At 50.3% G+C, this 18,368-nt stretch carries 17 protein-coding genes and 1 pseudogene; 3 read left to right on the top strand and 15 right to left on the bottom strand.

Annotation, left to right across the window (positions count from 1 at the left end; genetic code table 11):
- Positions 1-412: 412 nt before the first annotated feature.
- From NST08_RS15170 to NST08_RS15150, 5 genes are all read right to left on the bottom strand, one after another.
- On the bottom strand, positions 413-1,618 hold the full coding sequence (locus NST08_RS15170; protein ID WP_007128224.1) for a PQQ-binding-like beta-propeller repeat protein: 1,206 nt from the start codon (positions 1,616-1,618) through the stop codon (positions 413-415).
- Positions 1,619-1,967: 349 nt separating this feature from the next.
- Entirely contained in the window at positions 1,968-2,168 is a 201-nt protein-coding gene (locus tag NST08_RS15165; protein ID WP_007128225.1) for a helix-turn-helix transcriptional regulator, read from the bottom strand.
- A 10-nt stretch (positions 2,169-2,178) separates the two neighbouring features.
- Positions 2,179-2,559 (bottom strand): DUF3796 domain-containing protein, encoded by a 381-nt coding sequence (locus tag NST08_RS15160; protein ID WP_007128226.1) that lies wholly within the window; start codon positions 2,557-2,559, stop codon positions 2,179-2,181.
- Positions 2,552-3,775 carry a hypothetical protein gene (locus tag NST08_RS15155; RefSeq protein ID WP_007128227.1) on the bottom strand — a complete coding sequence of 408 codons (1,224 nt, stop codon included), beginning with the start codon at positions 3,773-3,775 and terminating at the stop codon, positions 2,552-2,554. Before NST08_RS15155 ends, NST08_RS15160 begins: the two co-directional genes overlap by 8 nt.
- Positions 3,772-4,521 carry an ATP-binding cassette domain-containing protein gene (locus tag NST08_RS15150; protein ID WP_034273169.1) on the bottom strand — a complete coding sequence of 250 codons (750 nt, stop codon included), beginning with the start codon at positions 4,519-4,521 and terminating at the stop codon, positions 3,772-3,774. The genes NST08_RS15155 and NST08_RS15150 overlap by 4 nt, the downstream gene beginning before the upstream one ends.
- Before the next feature lie 289 nt (positions 4,522-4,810).
- Here NST08_RS15150 and NST08_RS15145 point away from each other — a divergent pair, with 289 nt between their 5' ends.
- Positions 4,811-5,242, top strand: a complete 432-nt coding sequence (locus NST08_RS15145) for an N-acetyltransferase (protein ID WP_007128230.1) — start codon at positions 4,811-4,813, stop codon at positions 5,240-5,242.
- Positions 5,243-5,360: 118 nt separating this feature from the next.
- Here the strand turns inward: NST08_RS15145 and NST08_RS15140 are convergent.
- The 5 genes and pseudogenes from NST08_RS15140 to NST08_RS15120 all read right to left on the bottom strand — a co-directional run.
- Positions 5,361-6,293, bottom strand: a pseudogene (locus NST08_RS15140) (NAD(P)-dependent oxidoreductase); the annotation flags it as partial.
- Positions 6,294-6,414: 121 nt separating this feature from the next.
- The gene (locus NST08_RS15135; RefSeq protein ID WP_007128232.1) at positions 6,415-7,278 is read right to left on the bottom strand and encodes an NAD(P)-dependent oxidoreductase; all 864 of its coding nucleotides are present in this window, start codon (positions 7,276-7,278) and stop codon (positions 6,415-6,417) included.
- A 274-nt stretch (positions 7,279-7,552) separates the two neighbouring features.
- The gene (locus NST08_RS15130; protein ID WP_034273151.1) at positions 7,553-8,128 is read right to left on the bottom strand and encodes a TetR/AcrR family transcriptional regulator; all 576 of its coding nucleotides are present in this window, start codon (positions 8,126-8,128) and stop codon (positions 7,553-7,555) included.
- 75 nt (positions 8,129-8,203) lie between these two features.
- Positions 8,204-9,193 (bottom strand): formylglycine-generating enzyme family protein, encoded by a 990-nt coding sequence (locus tag NST08_RS15125; protein WP_341341935.1) that lies wholly within the window; start codon positions 9,191-9,193, stop codon positions 8,204-8,206.
- A 90-nt stretch (positions 9,194-9,283) separates the two neighbouring features.
- Positions 9,284-10,744 carry a sulfatase family protein gene (locus NST08_RS15120; RefSeq protein ID WP_040738222.1) on the bottom strand — a complete coding sequence of 487 codons (1,461 nt, stop codon included), beginning with the start codon at positions 10,742-10,744 and terminating at the stop codon, positions 9,284-9,286.
- Positions 10,745-10,994: 250 nt separating this feature from the next.
- Between NST08_RS15120 and NST08_RS15115 the strand changes: the two genes are divergently transcribed.
- A complete protein-coding gene (locus tag NST08_RS15115) occupies positions 10,995-11,777 on the top strand; it encodes an AraC family transcriptional regulator (protein WP_341341934.1) in 783 nt (260 codons plus the stop codon).
- 46 nt (positions 11,778-11,823) lie between these two features.
- On the top strand, positions 11,824-11,949 hold the full coding sequence (locus NST08_RS15110) for a sporulation protein YjcZ (RefSeq protein ID WP_198031543.1): 126 nt from the start codon (positions 11,824-11,826) through the stop codon (positions 11,947-11,949).
- 158 nt (positions 11,950-12,107) lie between these two features.
- On the opposite strand, the gene NST08_RS15105 is transcribed toward NST08_RS15110, so the two are convergent.
- From NST08_RS15105 to NST08_RS15085, 5 genes are all read right to left on the bottom strand, one after another.
- The gene (locus tag NST08_RS15105; protein ID WP_007128237.1) at positions 12,108-13,235 is read right to left on the bottom strand and encodes a GntR family transcriptional regulator; all 1,128 of its coding nucleotides are present in this window, start codon (positions 13,233-13,235) and stop codon (positions 12,108-12,110) included.
- A 183-nt stretch (positions 13,236-13,418) separates the two neighbouring features.
- A complete protein-coding gene (locus NST08_RS15100) occupies positions 13,419-15,011 on the bottom strand; it encodes an extracellular solute-binding protein (RefSeq protein ID WP_341341933.1) in 1,593 nt (530 codons plus the stop codon).
- 74 nt (positions 15,012-15,085) lie between these two features.
- A complete protein-coding gene (locus tag NST08_RS15095) occupies positions 15,086-15,982 on the bottom strand; it encodes a carbohydrate ABC transporter permease (RefSeq protein ID WP_007128239.1) in 897 nt (298 codons plus the stop codon).
- Between the two features lie 40 nt (positions 15,983-16,022).
- Positions 16,023-16,982, bottom strand: a complete 960-nt coding sequence (locus NST08_RS15090; protein WP_341341932.1) for an ABC transporter permease — start codon at positions 16,980-16,982, stop codon at positions 16,023-16,025.
- 278 nt (positions 16,983-17,260) lie between these two features.
- Complete coding sequence (locus NST08_RS15085) at positions 17,261-18,310, bottom strand: 2,3-butanediol dehydrogenase (RefSeq protein WP_341341931.1); 1,050 nt, start codon at positions 18,308-18,310, stop codon at positions 17,261-17,263.
- Positions 18,311-18,368 lie beyond the last annotated feature (58 nt).

Here is an 18,368-nt window from a genome sequence, read left to right as displayed (position 1 = left end):
TTTCATTCATTTTTCGTTTGTTTTATCATTCATGCTCCGTAGAAATCTCATCACCTTTCATAAAAATTGCCACCCGCTACACTATCCGTTGATGAATCTATTGTTAGTGTCCATTTCGGCTAAAGATAGTATACCAACAGCCTGCCGCTATTCATAGTGACTGTTGATATAAAAGAACCAGAACGGATTTGGATACAAAGTCGCAGAAATCGTGAGCTCATGTGTAAACATTCCAACTCTCTCTTTCCATCCGAGCATCGCGGCATGCATCGAAGAAGATCCATGTCATTACCGCTTTTTTGGATACGAAAAAAACCGCTAAACGCAAGGAACCTTGTGTTTAGCGGCTGCTGCATGAAGAAGCTAACCTGAAATGAGTCTGGCTCGTCAGCTATTGGTGTTGAGGGATATGTTACTGAGCAACAGGTTTCTTCACACCGCTGATCTGCCCGCCATGCTGAACGACAAGCACGTCTTGTCCGATGAGCGTCGGCAATGGTGTGCCTTTGTATTGAGCGGAGGCCAGCGTACGTCCACTGTTCGTATCGAGCATTAGCAGCTTGCCGTTCTCAAGTCTTACATAGGCGATGCCCGAATCGCCGAGGGACCATTCGGTCACTTTCGCTTCAAACGAATAAGTTTTTTCCGGCTCGGATTTGGAAGGACTGACTGTTTTGAAGCGGGAGACCACAGCTTTCTTTTGAGTCTCATCATACTTTTCAATGACATAGAAATACTCTCCATCGGATACGACATCCGATGCACTTTGATCTTCCACGAAATCCACCGGTATGTAGGATCGGGTAGCCATAATTTTTCCGTTGGTCAAACTAATTTCATTGATGTTAGCTGCATATCCGGCATCGATGCCCTCGGTTACGTCTCGCGAATAGAACGATTTGTCATTCGAGAAGAGAATGTCCTGATGGTCACCGTCGTTTTGTGTCCATTTTACTTTGCCGTTCTGAGGATCGATTCCCTGTAACCCGCTCGTGGTCAAAGCACCGTCGATAGTCGTGGTTGCAACAAGGATTTTGCCTGTTTGCAGCAGTTTGTACCCATGGGCGCCGCCCTTCAATTTCCACTTCACCTTTCCGTTTGATGCGTTGTAGGCCGTCAGTCCGAACGCATCCCCGACATAGATCACACCATCGGCTGCATGCAAGCTGTGATTCACATAGCTTTCTTTCTTAGCTGGCTGGGATTGGGTTTTAACCTTCCATTGCAGCTTCCCTGTTGCAGCATTGAGCTTGATCAATCGGCCAGTCGCATCCGTAAACCATACCGATTTACCGTCTGTGACGGTCTGCGAGACCGCGGTCGCAGGATACGTCCAGCGGGTTTTGCCTGCCGACGCGTCAAAAGCAATATATTTCTTCCCGACGGAATAGTAAAGGCTGTTCTTAATTAATGTGGTTTGGGGGCTGATCTTGCTCGGATCTCCCAGCGTCTTCGTCCACATCGGTTTCAGATTATAGGAAGACTTGTCCTCAGCTGACGCAGCAGAAGCTACATGTCCCTGCCCCGGCAAAATGGAAGAAATCGGCGATGCGAGAAGAGCCACTGCCATACTTGTTACGACGAGACGAGAAACGGTTTTCTTACGATTCATATTCATTGATGTATTCCTCCTATGATTAGATATACATATACCAGACGCTAGATAAGACAAAAGGTTGCATAATAATCCTATAAAATCCAAAATATCGAAAATTATTTAAAACCTTCCATATTCAGCATTCAACGAAACTAGGAAGTAACTGGATCGGTCTCACAACAGGGATAACGGGCTGGAGAAACCTTAACAAGCTGAGCCGCCCTGTGAGACGAAACGACCATCCGCTTTATGGATACATGTTATTGTATTATGACTAATTAGTTTTTTCAAGAACCATTTGGTTTTTACACAGGCGTACGAAATGACGCATTTGCTGATGCTATGGCCCATCAAATGCATCATCGTATGTTTAGTCGAATATAAACAGCTCCTCAATGGGCGCTCCAACTGCACGGGAAATATCAATCGCCAGCTTTAAGGAGGGATTGTATTTTGCCGCCTCCAGACGGATGATGGTTTCTCGGCGAACCCCTACCTTGCCCGCCAGCTCATCTTGGGTCATTCCCGCTAACTGCCTGTACTTTTTCAAATTGCATTTGAATGGTTCCATGGGCATCCACCTAACAATATTTATCCAGATAATAAAAAGTTATGGAATACGTCAGAAACGTAGCTGCCCAACCCGCTGCGCTCACGATAATCATGAATTCTCTCGTTACGAAGGCGAACATGCTGCCCATTCCAATGATAAACAAACATGCGGCCGGCACCCACATGGTGATGGACCTCGCCTTCTGAGCATTCATGTAATACCGTTCATCCGGCATCTCCTCTGCCAGCTTCCCATTGAAATAGAAACTGAAAAAGCTAAAAAAACTAAAGTAAAACAACATGGCTGGATCATGGGTCTTAAAATACTGCAGTCCGTTAAACCCCAATAAACCGAGCAGCCAACCGTGCTTTCCAATCCGTACGTAACGCTTCCTCTGTCCCTTATACATTCCTGATTCCTCTCCTGCGGTTAAAAATCAACGCCACCTCGATCCCTACCAGCAGAGCGATAAGGTATACGGCTGCATCCATGCTCATCACCGCGGCTGCCAGCAGGCACATCATCAGCGGAACGGCATATTTGCGGGGATGGTGCCATAAGTCACTCTCCACCCGCCATTTGTGCACGGGATATTTCCACTCGAGCCAAACGGCTGCAATGGCGGACTGGGCGGCAAATACGATGCTAATTACATAATACACGATTTCTACGGACCCATGAAATAGAAGCCAGGAGACTAAGAAGATCATGTAGATGAACAGGTTTACGGTCAATATAAACAGACCATACGGAACAACGGTACGTTGAAGCTGGCCTGGCAGCATTTGGATCTTCCGGTGCAGCCCGCGATTGCTCGATAGCAGGATGCCGATCGGCGTGTTAAAGGACAGAACCGCAAATGCGAGCGGCAGGCACGAGTCCAGATGCATCTGCTCGAGCATAAACGCCATGAAACCCGCAAATATACATAACGCCAGCGTATTGTATAAATAGCTTTTATGCGAGATTAGATACCGTACAATGTACCGCAGGAACGAAGAGCTTCGAAGCGGTGCCGCTTGGTTATCCTTCATCCTCGAGACCTTGTAGAATCGGTAAGAATCCGTCCGATGCAGCACGAGCCCTTGGAGGATGGTGCTGATCAGCAGTCCCGTCAACCGATAGGACGGCTCGGGGAGAAGACAGAGGGCTGCTTGGATGAGCAGCAAGAGACTGGCAGTTATCCTTTTACCGCTGTTCATCTGGGCGAATATTACGAAAGCAGTCAGGCCCGCATTCAAAAAGCTAAGCAGAAATGCCGGTATATAAATAGCCGTAAAGGACGAAAATGCCATGTAAAATACGAGAATGTACGAAGTCTTGGTAACCAGGGTGTATAGAGCAACCGCATAAAAATAGGCTGCATTGAACATGCCTGGCGCAAATGGAAGCATGAACGCTCCTTTCAGCTTCCTCCGGTTATCGTCCGATGCCAAGGTCTTCAGTACGATACCAAACGTAAATACGGTTATGGCCGTCATAAATACGAGCAAGGACACCTCATAATGGCGATCCAGGCTGCTCAGCGCCGCAAAGATCGCGGCTAAGGCTATGGCATGCTTCCACAATCGGTCGTAACGCGCCCCGAGGAGCTTTTTGGCGAATCCATGAAATGTCGAGATCACTTGTTCAGTACACCTCTAATGTGCTCGGGATCCATCTCTCCTTGCAGGAAAGTGTGACGGATTGATCCGGCTTCCAAAATGATGATGCTGTCCGAGGTTAAGCACAGGCTCTCAAGTACGTGGGAAGAAAACAAAATCGTCCCATAGCTCCTGTATTCATTCATCAACCGGTACAAAAACTCCGTGCTCTCAAAATCCAGCCCGTTGACCGGCTCATCCAGCAGCAGCAGCTCCGGACGCAGTGCAAATCCCGTGATCAGATAGGCCTTCCTCCGGCTGCCCATCGATAATTGGCCCAAGAACGCGTTCCGGTATTTCTGAAAGTTGAATCCTTCAACAAGTTCATCCAAGGTATCGTGACGAACTTCTCGTCCGTAGGACCGGAACACATGTCTCACATATTCCTCGAACGTGAAATACTCAAACGATTCGTCCTCCGAAAACACGGTATACCGGTTTCGCTTAAACGCAAGGCTGGTCAGCGATGCATCCTCGTTCCTCCACTTCAGCCGCTCAAGCGAATAATGCCGGTGAATGCCGCTCAGAACATGGATCAACGTGCTCTTGCCGGCTCCGTTCAATCCTACCAAACCGATGATTTGATTAGGGCCGATTTCCAAATGAAGGTTCGAAATGACGGCGTCCGTTTCCGTCCGGTACCAGGCGCAAAGTCCGGTCATGCTTAACAAATGCTGCTGCTGCTTCCCGTCATTGATTGCGGAATTTCCAACTTCTCCAGCCTGCATAAACAAATAGAACGCCTCCTGCTAGAAATAATAGAGCCAGCGGATACGATTGTTGGATAATACGTTGAATGCCAATCCCGATCCAGAGCAGGCCCATCCCGATACGAAGAACCATTTTCATCCCGATCATTCCTCTCAGATGTGATTTATTTGTCTCTTTATGTGATAAATATATCACCTTTTATGCAGATGGTCAAATGGCTTCCAGGTTTGACACGGTGCAGGAAAGGTTTTACAATACGGGGCATGTGTCCTAAAATACGATGTTTTATACTGGAGTGAATACGATATGCAGATTCGATTGATGACGGATAACGATATGGACAGCGTTATCGACATTTGGCTGGCTGCCTCGAAAGAGGCCCACCACTTCATTCCCCAGGAATACTGGGAGTCCAAAGAAAAGGACATGCGGTCCGTGTATTTACCAATGGCCGAAACGTATGTGCTGGAAGAAGCAGCCGGAATAGTCGGCTTTATATCGACCGTTCAACATGCCTTGGCTGCTTTGTTCGTTCATCCTCGCGAGCAAGGCAAGGGGTATGGGTTGGCCCTGCTTCAATCCGTCAAGGAACGCGGCCCTAAGCTCGAGCTTAAAGTGTATAAAGAGAATGAGAACGCCTTTCGTTTTTATTCCCGCCACGGCTTTTCTGTTGTTGAAGAAACGGTTGATGAGGATACCGGTCATGCGGAATACGTCATGTCCTGGGAAGAGCGTTAATCGGGTATATTCCCCTTCAAATGCTTCTTCGCTTCATTCGCTGATCTGCGTGAATGGAACCCATCAAATAAACCCACTGATCCTGAGTGATCAGTGGGTTTAAACAATTGGGATTTATTCAGGCCGATGGAGCGGGCTTCTTGAATACTTCGATCAGACTGGTGAAGCTATTCCCCGCTTGACCATTAGCCACACCTCGCTTGAACACCTCTAAGACAGCTGCGGGAAGGGATGCGTCGATGCCGGCATCCTTGCTCGTATGTACAATGTGATCGACACTCGCCACGCCCATGCCGAGCCGGTCTACATCCCCTGGATGCTCGCCAGCATCGATCCGAGGCGTATAGAACTCGATGAACATCGGCAGTGATTTCATCGTCTCAATGGCATAGGGGCGGATCTGCTCAGCCGTGAGGCCATTCGCGCCTGCAAGAGAAAGGGCATGCAAATAACTGAGCATGGAGGTCCAGAACATATCCATCTGAATCTGATAGTACAGCGCTGCAAGCCCCGGATCCTCGCCCCGATAGTCGGCCCCCGTCAGGACCTCAAGCGTCTTTTTATGGGCATCAAAAACCTCTCTTGTACCGCTGTAGTATGTTGAGGATTCCGCTTTGCCGATACCCGATGGCGGGACCTGTACGCCGCCCGTTAGGTGGCGTGCTCCGCGCGCTTCGAGCCACTTCGCCGCCTCTCTGGCTTTTTCCGGAGTGTCTGAGCTCAGGTTGACGAAGACTTTACCGCTCAAGTCCCTTGCAGCCTGTTCTAGGATCGCGTACATCGCGTCATAATCCGTGAGACTGAGGATAATTAAATCATTCGCAGCTATCGCCTCGTCAACACTAGACGCTTTAATGGCACCCTTAGCTGCTAAAGCGTCCGATTTGCCGGCAGTCCGGTTCCACACGGTTACCTCATAGCCCCGATCCAGGAATACGGCTGCCATCGCTTGGCCCATCGGGCCCAGACCGATTATGGTTACAGATGGACGGTTACGTTCCCTTGCTGACGTCGCTTCATGTTTTGATCGTTGATCATTTTGATTCATACAACATAGCCTCCTTAAATATACTAATCAAACAAAACGGTTTTGTTTCCACTTAGGCGAGTGTTCCCCTATTTTTGATCTCAACCCAGAGTGCTTCCATGCAAGTACAAACATTTCATTTCACTTAACGCAGCACTTTGACAAGCGCGCCTAGCTCTTCGTTCCCATAACCTGAATCCACAGCTTTTTGGAAGAGGCCCAGGGCGAATGTTGGAAACTCAGCGTTGATTCCCGCCTCCCGCGCTTGCTCCACGAACATTTTTACGGTTACCAAACAGGTGTTAAGTGAACTTTGCGGCTGATCAAACGTATTGGATTGAATCATATCCCCTTCGTATTTGATCATTTCTCCCATTGCTGGAGAGATCGCAGAGATCATGGACCCGAATTCATCTACGCGCAGGCCATCGGATTCAATGATGCGCGCCGCATGAAAGAATCCCATCATGGAACCGAATAGCGTAGACAGAAATGCCAGATCCGTTGTGGATGCTGCGCTGACCTTTTCTCCCAGGTAGGGAACGTTTCCAGCCAGACTCTTGAGCAGGGCCTCACTTTTCTCGTAAGCCGATTTCGAGCCTGATGTAAAAATTGTCGTGTCCGGTCTTCCAATTTGCGGTGGTGTGGCGGGGATGGCCCCATCCAGATAATCGGCTCCATGCTCCCGTGCCCATGCTGCATTATCTCTAGCCTCTTGGGGAGTCCCCGTGCTTAGCTGCACGAACACTCGGCCGGCGAGGGCTGCCGTAACCTCAGGTGTGTCCAACACGCTGTAAGAGATCTTGTAATTGGCTACACAGACGATCGTTACCGGACTGGAAGCTACAGCAGAAGCTGCATTGGGAGCTAGAATTGCCCCGTCCCTGACGAGAGTTTCTGCTCTTTCAACCGTCCGATTCCATACGGTAACGCGATGACCATTTCGGAGCAGCGCCTGTGCGAGGGCGGTACCCATTGGTCCTAAACCGATCACTGTTACATCACTCATATAAATTCCTCCAATTTTCCATTAGTGAAACGAAACTGTTTTGTTTCGTTTGAGAAAACAATACAACACGGTTCATAATCGTGTCAAGATATTTCTTCCATGTCTATGGGAAAGTCTATGGGAAAGGGAAGATTCCATCCCAATGATGCAAGGCTTGATTGCTTATCCGTGCGATATCCTTTATCCCCTTCAGCCCCGTTCGTTCATGTCCCTGTCAATTTAAGGCGCAAAAAAAACCTAAAGCCGTTAACTCGCTTTAGGTTCGTGGTTAAATCTATTCGTTCGTTTGACCAAGATATAATTCAATCAAATGTGTAGATAACGCCTTAAGCTGTGCCGCAGGTCCCGAGAATCCATAAACCGAAACGGAGGACAACGCGCCGTTAATGACAAGCATTAGTTGATCTGTCAATGTATCGTCATTCACACCGGCCAACTGTGTCAAACGGGATAAACGCTGACGTATGGCACGATTGTACTCTACAGCAAGTAAATGGACTGGGTGATCTTCTTCGGAAAATTCAGCAAGAGCATTTAGAAAATGACAGCCTCGATGATAACCCGGCTCGAGCATCTCGATGGTCGCATCGATCAAAGCTAATAACTGCTCTTTAGGTTTCCCCTCTTTTTTGGCGATCACTTCATCAAAATGCTCCCAATTGATATGATCCTGTTCTTGAAGGTATGCCATGACTAAATCGTCCTTGGTCGGGAAATGACGATAAAGCGTGGCTTTGCTCACACCGGCTCGTTCAACAATGGTATCGATCCCAACGGAACGAATGCCCTCGCGGTAGAATGATTCTGAAGCCACGTTCAGAATATGTTGCCGTGCTGAAGCGCGTACCATTTCCTTCACCTTGCCTTCTTTGTGCATACTAAACAAAACATTTCTGTTTCGATTCGAATTGTAGCATGTTTTCTATCATCGAGGCAAGGAATCTCTTACAACTCGGAAACCGCAATTGCCCGTCGAGCTGTCGGGCGTATTCCCGCTGCGGGCTGCCACGCGGTACCGGTTGCAATAGGATCTGTGACACAGGTACGAGCCCCCGCGCATAGACCTTCTTCCGGTTGGCTCTGCGTAGAACGGATTACTGGCTGATGTTTGTTGATGATAGGACGGGCTGAACCAATCGCCGCACCATTCCCACACATTGCCGGACACGTTATACAATCCGTAACCATTCGGTTTGTAGGCATCAACGGGCGCCGTCCCGATATACCCGTCGCTGGCGTTGTTTTTGATTGGAAATTTGCCCTGCCAAATATTGCACTGGTGTTCTCCATCCTGCTTCAGCAGATCGCCCCATGGATAGGTCCTGTCCTCTAACCCCCCGCGCGCGGCATATTCCCATTCCGCTTCCGTCGGGAGCCGCACGCCGGCCCACTCGCAATACGCCATGGCGTCATTCCACGAGACATGTACCACCGGATGGTCCATCCGGCCTTCGAGAGTCGAGTCTGCTCCCTCGGGTGCAGCCCAGTTAGCGCCTTCCACCACCAGCCACCAAGGCGCTTCTTGCGGAACCTGCGTCACTTTAGCTTTGGTCTCATCTGAGGCCAGCAGTTCAAATACGAACGACCATCCGAATTTCTCAGCTTCCGTTACATAACCGGTGTCCTCTACAAAGCGTTGATATTCCCTATTCGTTACGGCATACGGCGAAATTTCGAATCCGGAAACCGTAACGCTCCGCGCCGGCCCTTCACCGTCACTTGGGAAGCCTTCTTTCGAATTCGTGCCCATCATAAACGTCCCCTCAGGGATTGCTATCATGTCCGTATGAACATCCGCTTGAGACGGTTTATGGTCAAGGCTTTCACGCACCATGACAGGTTGTTCATTCCGATCGGCTTCCGCAAGCTGAACGTTCGCTCTGGATCCCGTACAGCAAGAATGATGTTCTCCCACGCTCGATTCCTCCTAATCCTTGATACAGAGAACAGGACAACCATATTAGAGCGGTTATCCTGCATCCATTCACTGCAACATCGTTTTCTATTATACAAACTCCCGAGGATGACGTCGCATCAGCTCCGGTACCGCTTCTCCCCGGCCTGTATTCTTTAAGCGCTCAATATATCGCGGCAGATGACCTTTGGCATGGTAAGGTCCCCCCTCTTTCATGACCGTCCACAACGGATCCACGTCAAACGGCATCGTGGACATCATCTGATCATGCCACTCATTCAGCAGATAGACCGCTTCCCTGCAAAGCTCCGGTCTTTGAGACGCTTGGTTATGCTGTTCATGGACATCTTCGGAAATATGGAACAGCATCTCTTTGTCGAACAGATGAAAGCCGTCATGATAGGTCCGAATGTAGAGCCATTCTCCGAAACGAACGCTTCGTTGACAAACATGGGCGCATTGCGATACGACCAGATACTCTCTGCCGCTCCCTTGCCCTGTCCGCAGGCTATCGGCGTAACTGATGCCGTCCCAGCTTGCAGCCGGAGCGACGTTCAGATAGTCCGCCATCGTAGGCAGTAGATCCAGATGATAATGAAGCGCGGGGTCCGTAATTCCCTTCTTGATCCCAGGTCCCCGGATAATCATCGGAATGCGGCACGTTCCCTGATCCGCCGTACCATGTTCTCCATAAATCCCAAGCTCCCCCATGTTCTCGCCATGATCCGCAGTAATGATAATGACCAGATCATCCATGACTCCCTTATTCTCCAGCAATTCGAAGATCGCACCGATATGCTCGTCCATATGGCGAATGCCGCAATCGTAGCCGTCCACCATCATCCGCAAATCCTCCATCGACTTGATCTCCCCTGGATGTCGCGGATATTTGGGGGATACTTCACTATTATACATGTTAATTTCGTTTGCTCCATGCGGGCCAACCTTCTTCCGATGCTCCTGAAGCACCTCTTCCGTAATCCAAGCAGGCAGAGGATCATGCTCGAAGGGATTTCCCAGCGACTGGGGAGCACGATACGGTGTATGCGGATCCCAAAAATTCACGTATAGCATCCATTGGTCCTCATCCGCATGGCGCTCCAGCCAATCCAGAACGACTGGCGATACCTCTTCGGCAGACTCCATGCCGCTCTTACCGGTATTGTAGATTTCATTGAAGCCCGCATAAAAGGTCCATGCCGAATGGCGTTCTCCGAACGGACTGATCAAGGCCGTCTTCATGCCGGCCCGGCGGAATATTGCGGGAAAGCTCTCCGTTACGAGCTTGTCGTGAAAGTCGCGGGCAATGCCTTCATGCCGCACGTCGGCAGCCGTGCCCCCATGACCGACGACGCCGTTATGTATGCCGAACTTGCCGGTCATTAATGCCGTTCTTGAAGGAAAACATGGCGCGTCCGAGGTATAGTAATTGTCAAAACGTACGCCTTCCGCAGCAATCCGGTCAATATTGGGCGATGTATTGCGATGATAACCGTAGCAGCCGAGATGATCCGGTCTGGTTGAATCCAAATCCAGCAGCAATACTCTCATATCCACATCGTTCCCTTCCTCTTCGTTATCCACTTCCGACTTGTTGAAGCTACAAATAAAATGGTCAATGTGTCGTTGCTTGAAATTATAGGCCGCGATGCATGCGGAGTCGATGTACATTTCGCTGGTTTGGTGTACGATTCCATTCCAATTTTCATACAAGAAGATCATAGAAGCGAACGAAATTCTACTCAAAGCAAGTATAAATATGCTAGGCTATAGGTATAAAATCACTGCGAGGTGCTCGAATGTGTTCCAATTGATGAGCGTGAATTTTGATGATTACATCCCAAATTGGCGGACACAGCTGGAGACGATTGCATACAACGTCCTTGTTGTAGTAAGAGCAGGCAAGGTAAGATACGAGATCAACGGAGAAGAAGTGATTGCGGAAAAAGAAGACGTGCTCTTTATCCCTCAGTCTACCAGAAGAAGCGGCGGCAATTGGAACGATACCCCGCATCAGAAGCATACGATTCTATTTACGCTGGATCGCCAAGAGCCAACTGGAATTCCATTTCTGGACGCAGGGCAATTCATGAAATTCAACCTTACGCATATTCAATATGCCTATCGCCGCTGCGAGCGATTATACGAGGAAATGCGGGGCGGCAAAAGCTACCGCACGATGATCTGTCGAGGCATCATGCAGGAGCTGATCGGGATGCTGGCCCGTGAGCTCGAAAAGACTGAGCTTGCGCCCAGCAAACGAAACTACGCGGATACCATCAAATCCTATCTGCTGGAGCATTATCGCGAATCGATAGAAATCGATGCATTGGCGAGATTAATCCATCGCTCTCCGGGCTATGCCGCGGCCCTTTTCAAAGAGGTGTATGGTCAATCTCCGATTCGATATATGCATCAGCTGCGGGTGCAGGAAGCCTGCAGCCTGCTGATTCACTCGGACATGAGCATCACACATATCGCAGACTATCTGGGTTATTACGACACTTCCTATTTTTATCGGATGTTTAAAAAACACACCGGTTTCTCGCCCTCAGACTATGTACAACAACACAACTTACTTTAAACCCAATCAAACATATCAACCTAAACATAGTATTAAGTATTCGGAGATGAGAGGAGGTTTCCTTGTGGGTGAAGTAAACGGATATGGCGGAGGCTACTCCATAGGAGCAATCCTGGTTCTCTTTATTCTTCTGGTTATCATTGCTAGCTCCTTTGGTTTTGGCATTGTTTAATAGGGAAACCTAAACTCACAGCATAGGCTCGGCAAGCACCAAGAACCCGCCGATCATTATCGCGCGGGTTCTTGGCATATACAAAGTTTAAGGTGTGGAAATATTGCCTGACTAATACATAGGATCGCGCGTGCTGAAAGAGATTTCCTTCATCCTCTCTAATCGGGGAGCCCGCTTCGCGGCGCAACAGCCGTTGTTCCTCGCTCAACCAGCTTGACCGGCACCAGGATTTTGCCCGAGGCTTGCTTGCCCATTTCCAGCCAGTTCACGATAATCTCGGCGGCCTGGCGTCCGATTTCATAAAAGTTTTGTTCAACCGTCGTCAGTGGTATGATGACATGCTCTGTGACCGGATTGTTGTCGAACCCAATAATCGAAATATCCTCCGGAATACGAATTCCTCTGTCCAGACAGAGATTCAGCAGGTTGGCGGCGATAAGATCATTCTCGGTCTGAACGGCCGTGATGCCCTCCGCACGGTAGGAATCAAGCAGCTCGTTATAGAATCGCTCCGCGCCGACTTGTTCCCGGTATCCCTTCATATTCAGCCAAATATATCGGCTGTCAAGAGGAATCCCGTGATCCTTAAGCGCCTGGCAATAACCGAAATACCTGTCCCGGACCGAGGAAGTAGATTCAATGCTTACAGCCGTCAGGAATGCGATTTTGCGGTGGCCGAGCTCGATGAGTCGGGATACCGCCTGGTACGAGCCGCTGTAGTTGTCTGATACGACCGCTCCGAGCGGAAGGCTGTCGAAATATTTATCAATGGTAATGATCGGATAGTCCTCCAGCGTAAGCCGGTGAAGGATATCATAATTCGTCTGATCGTTCCTGGGATACAGGATGATTGCCGCTATTCCTTTTCGCGTCAGCATTTCCAGCAGATCCCGCTCTTTCTGGGAGTCGTAATCGCTTTGATGAATGCTCAAGTAGTAGCCATTCGCATTCAGCCAGTCCGATGCGCCGCGAATGTACCCCATCGTGCCCCGGTCATCCTCCGAGGGCAGGATCAGGGAGATCATTTTTCCGGTGCCTTCCTCTCTTCCATCTTGCCCGCGGCTTCTGGGTTTGACGAAGCTCCCGCTTCCTTTAATCCGGTAGATCAAGCCTTCCCGCTCGAGCTCTTCGAGCGCTCTTCTTGTCGTAATGCGGCTCACGCCAAAGGCCGAGCTCAGCTCGGCCTCCGTGGGCAGCTGGGATTCGGGAGGGTAGCGGCCCGAAACAATTTGTGATTTCAGCTCGTCCATCATAACGCTGTACAGCGGTTTATTGTCTTTGGTCAACTTCGCTCTCATCCCATCTTTAACGTACTTGCACGTATCTCGCTTGTTACGCTAAATTATAGCGTTTCTAACATCGGCATGTAAACTCGCTGCACGGAAATCGCCCGCTGCCGTACGCCCATACCGGGCAAGCGATCGTTTACACAGCAGTCTCGGCAATCGCTCGTGAACAATGCCATAGGATCATTTGACGTTCAAATATCGTTCGTATTGCGTACGCTTGATTTCCAGGTACTCCTTGGCCCCCATCTTGTCGAGCGTCTTGACGTATCCGTCCCAATCGGTATCCAAGCTGGCCTTCCCCGTCACGAACTTGACCCTCATTTCCTGGATATATTTATTGATATCGGTCAAGATTGCGCTCGTCGTGTTCGCTTCCTCATCTGTAGGCACGAAATCCGGCCACAGCTCCTTCGGGGCGAATTCATCCAGCTCAGCCGGGTCCGCCTTAATCTCGTCGGCTACCGTTGTCCCTCTTGCAGACATCCGCAGCTCATCGTCCGGCTCCACATAAGGGTAATACGCACCGTACACATTGTCGACGTATTGGAACGCCCCGAGCTGCACGCCTCCCTTATAATTCAAGATGTCTTCCTTGTACCTCGGCTTGCCGTCTACGAGATCGTATGTTTCGCCCTCTAACCCGAAGGTGCCGAAGTTGATGCCCTCCTCGCCGTAGAAGTAATCGATCCATTTGATCGTTTCGACCGGATGCTTGTTTTTGTTCGTTATGATGAATCCGAATATGCCTTTGGCAGGCGGTCCGAGCGTGCCGGCAACCTTGTCTCCATTCGGTCCTTCCAGCGCGTTAATGCCAACGTACTGCTCGGCAGCCTCCTTGCCGATATATCCAGGGCCTTCCCATACGAAGGAGCCGATCTTTCCGCTCGCGCCGTCCGCCGACCATTTGGCGTAGTCGTAGCCGGTCGTGAAATTTTGCTGCGCAAGGGAGCCGTCTTTATACAAATCGCTCATATACCGCAGAAGCTCCCGGTACTTCGGATCGTTGAACGTCGTTTTCACCTGTCCATCGGCGTCCTTGTACAAATATTGGCCGAACGCCTTGGCGCCGCCTTCTCCCATGCCGTAGCTGCCTGCGAGGAAGCTTTCCAGGAAGGTCCAATACTGCGTCTCAAGGACCCAGCCCAGGCGGGAATCATCCTTCTCTCTTACCTTCTTCAGCGCCTCGCGGAGCTCTGCGGTCGTCTTCGGAACGTCAAGTCCGGCTTCATCCAGCCAGGATTTATTGATATATAACCGGACGGAATTAAATGCCTTCGAGAAGTCGACATAGGGCAGCGCGTAGATGTGTCCGTCGGACATCGTGATCGCTCCCTTGATGTCCGGATTCTCGTTCAGCAGCTTTCGCAAATTAGGTGCATGCTCCTCGATCAATTCCTCAAGGGGTATGAACAATCCCTGTTTGCCGTATTTCATCAGCTCGTCCGTTCCGAAGGCGATGCGATAAAATGCATCGGGAAGATCGTTGGAGCCGAGCATGACGTTTTTCCGCTCCGTTACGGCTGCGCCGGCAAGTTCCTCGAACTCGACCTTAATGCCGGAGATCTCCTCGTATTTTTGCCACATCCACAGCTGATCGGCCGGAGGATGAACATCCGTATAACCGCGCTTCACGATATGCAGTGTAATGCTTCCCGGATCCCCTTCGGTATCGGAAGGCTCCGGAGAAGCTTCGCTCCCGGACCCGCCGCAGGCGGACAGGAGCAAAGAGAATGTCAGGGTCAAGGCAAGCAGAAATTGAAGTCTTTTTCTCATATCAACAATCCCCTCTTTCCATCTTTATGAGGTCCAAGCCAAGAAATCGGGCGGTTCCTGCTTGAATCCCCGTGTTATCCCTTGATCGCTCCCACCATGATGCCTTTCTCGAAAAAACGCGACAGCAGCGGATACAACAGAAGCAGCGGCAGTGCGGACAGGACGACAATCGCATACTTCAGCCCTTCCTTCACCATCATCTGGTCCGCATACTCAGCCCCGACCGATATGCCGGCCATCTCCTTGAAATCGTTCTGCACGAGAATTTCCCGCAAAATAAGCTGCAGCGGAAACTTCTCCCGATCCGTTAAGTAGATCATCGCATCGAAGTAAGAGTTCCAATGGCCGACGCCGTAGAACAGAAGCATGACGGCAATGATGGGCATGGACAGCGGGAGCACGATTTTGTACAGCATCTGAAAATCGCCGCAGCCGTCCACATAGGCGCTTTCTTCAAGCTCGATCGGAATCCGCGTCTGGAAATAGGTGCGCATGATGATCATGTTGTAGGCGCTGATCGCCCCCGGCAGCACAAGCGCCCATACCGTGTTCAGCAGCCCAAGCTGCTTATTGACCAAATACAGAGGAATCAGACCACCGCCAAAAAACATCGTAAACGCAAACAGCATCGTAAACAGACCTTTACCGTAAAACCGTTTGCGGGACAGCGGATAGGCGGCGAGCACCGTCATGATCAGGTTGATGGCAGTTCCCAGGAAGGCATACAGGATGGTGTTCAGGTACCCGCGCCATATTTCGCCGTTCTCAAACACCTTGGCATACGAATCGAGATTGAAGCCGGCCGGATATAACAGCAGCGGCTTGTCCCAGATTTGACGCGGATCGGAGAATGAAGCAAACAGCACGAACACGAGCGGATACAGAATGATGACGGTGACCAAGACGGCGAGCACCAGAATGACGATATCCGCGATTTTCTCGCCAGGCGTTCGTTTGATGTTCAGCAGCACGACATAGGTTCCCTCCTTAACATACAGTCGGCATTCTTCCCTACCATAAGCTGGTTTCCCCGGCCTTGCGGGCTGCCGCATTGACGATAATCAGGATCATGAAGTTTATGACGTTGTTGAACAGGCCGACTGCCGCGGAGAAGCTGTACTGGGTGTTAATCAGCCCGCTTTTGTACATATAAGTCGAAATAACCTCAGAGGTTTCCAGGTTCATCGGGTTTTGCATCAGCAGGACTTTCTCGAAGCCGACGCTCATAATGCTTCCGGCGCTCAAAATCGATAAGATGACAATGGTCGGCAGGATTCCGGGAATCGTAATATGCCAGATGCGGCGGAACTTGCTGGCACCGTCCATGTAAGCCGCCTCGTATAAATCCGGGGATATGCCGGATATCGTAGCGCTGTAGATAAGTGACGACCAGCCGATTCCCTGCCACACGCCGGACCAAACATACAAATGCCAAAAGTTAGATGGTTCGGCTAAAAAATCGACGGGTTCTTTCCCGAGAGAAACCAGAATGGAATTGAAAACGCCGTTCGTCGGCGAGATGAAAAAGAACAGGATACCGACTGCGACCACGACGGAGATGAAGTGAGGAGCGTAGGAGATGGTCTGGGCGAATGAGCGGAATTTGCGGCTCCGCAGTTCATTGAAGAGCAGCGCCAAGAGAACAGGTGCCGGGATGCCGACGAGCAGTCCATACAGGCTGATGCCGATCGTATTTTTCAGAATTGTCCAAAAGTAATACGCATCAAACAGCCGCTCGAAGTGCTCCAAGCCGACCCATGGGCTGTTCCAAATGCCTAGTCCGGGCATAAAATCCTTAAACGCGATTTGAACGCCGTACATCGGCCAGTAGTGCCAGATCAAGAAGTAAAGTACCGCCGGAGAAATAATGAGATACAGTCCGACATTTCGCTTCAGCTGCTTTTTGACATGCTTCCATTTGCTCGGCCTCTGTACGGGCTGTGCGGATGCCGAGGATAGGCGAGCGTCCATTTGTGGCCATGACCTCCTTCTTGAAAAAGGTAAACGCGGCGGAGATGTTTGTCAGCGTAAGAAACACAGATGTTCATCTCCTGAATTCAGCAATTCATCATCCCCTTCCTATATTTGTTATGATATGTTGTTATGTAATTTCATAGTTGTTATAACACATTCTAGGTTCGATTCCCTGGATCGTCAAGATCTAATCATTTAAAAGATTGGGAGAAATGAAAAAAAGACCGCGTTGTTAAGCGGTCTTTCTGTTATCGTATTACCTCGCGAGCCTTGAATTAATGGGCACTGACGAGAATCTTTACCTGGTTCTTTTCCTTGAGCAGCGCCTCAAATCCATGCTCCACCACTTCATTTAGCTTAATCTTCTGCGTAACGAGCTTCTCTGCCGGGAAGAAGCCTTTCTCCATCAGGCTGATCACGGCCGGGAACACGTCACGATAGCCGATAATGCCGGTGATGCTCCGTTCTTTCATAACAATATCGTTCGGAATGATCGGCGCAGTGGTTTCGAAAATGCTGACGATCATAATCTGCCCGCCGATCTTCGTGGAATGGATTGCCTGAGTGAGAACGGGAGGAACGCCGGTCACTTCGAAAGCGACCTCGACACCCCCGCCGGTGCGCTGCTTCAGCTCCTCGACGACATCGCAGGCTTTCGGATCAATCACGATCGCCCCTAACTCCGTCGCCTTCTGTTTCCGTTCCTCGGACAGCTCTACGGCGTAGATATCCGAAGCGCCTGCAGCCTTCAGCGCCTCGATGACAAGCAGTCCGATCGGCCCGGCACCAAACACGACGGCGCGATCGCCGGCTTTCAGCTGGCTCTGGCGTACTGCGTACAAGGCAACGGCCGACGGCTCAACCAATGCCCCCTGCTCATACGAAACACTGTCGGGAATTTTGTGCACCATATGCTCATCCGCTGCGACGAACTCGGAGAATCCGCCTCCGCCGCCGGCCAGGCCCAGGAAGCCCATTTTTTCGCACAAATTGTATTTACCTTGACGGCATGCCTCGCAAGTCCCGCAGGAAAAAACAGGTTCTACGACGACGCGGTCGCCGGCTTTAAAGCGAGTTACTCCCTCCCCGACTTCAACCACTTGGCCCGAAAATTCATGGCCCATAACGACCGGTGCCTGTTCTCCGGTAAGCGCATGCGGGGTTGATTCAGGTATAAAAATCGGTCCGGCTACGTATTCGTGGAGGTCGCTTCCGCAAATACCGCACCATTCCACCTTGATTTTCACTTTACCTTTCGTTGCTTGAGGCTCCTCAATGTTCTCGAGCCGCAGATCCTTCACACCATGCCAGCGCAGTGCTTGCATCGTCTTCATCTCCTTATGAGTTCGAAAATAAAAGAATGAAATAGGAAACGTTTCCGAA

The organism is Paenibacillus sp. FSL K6-1566 (genome assembly GCF_038050475.1).
In the GTDB taxonomy this organism is placed as follows: Bacteria; Bacillota; Bacilli; order Paenibacillales; family Paenibacillaceae; genus Paenibacillus_AQ; species Paenibacillus_AQ lactis.
This window is presented reverse-complemented; position numbering and strand designations above follow the sequence as displayed.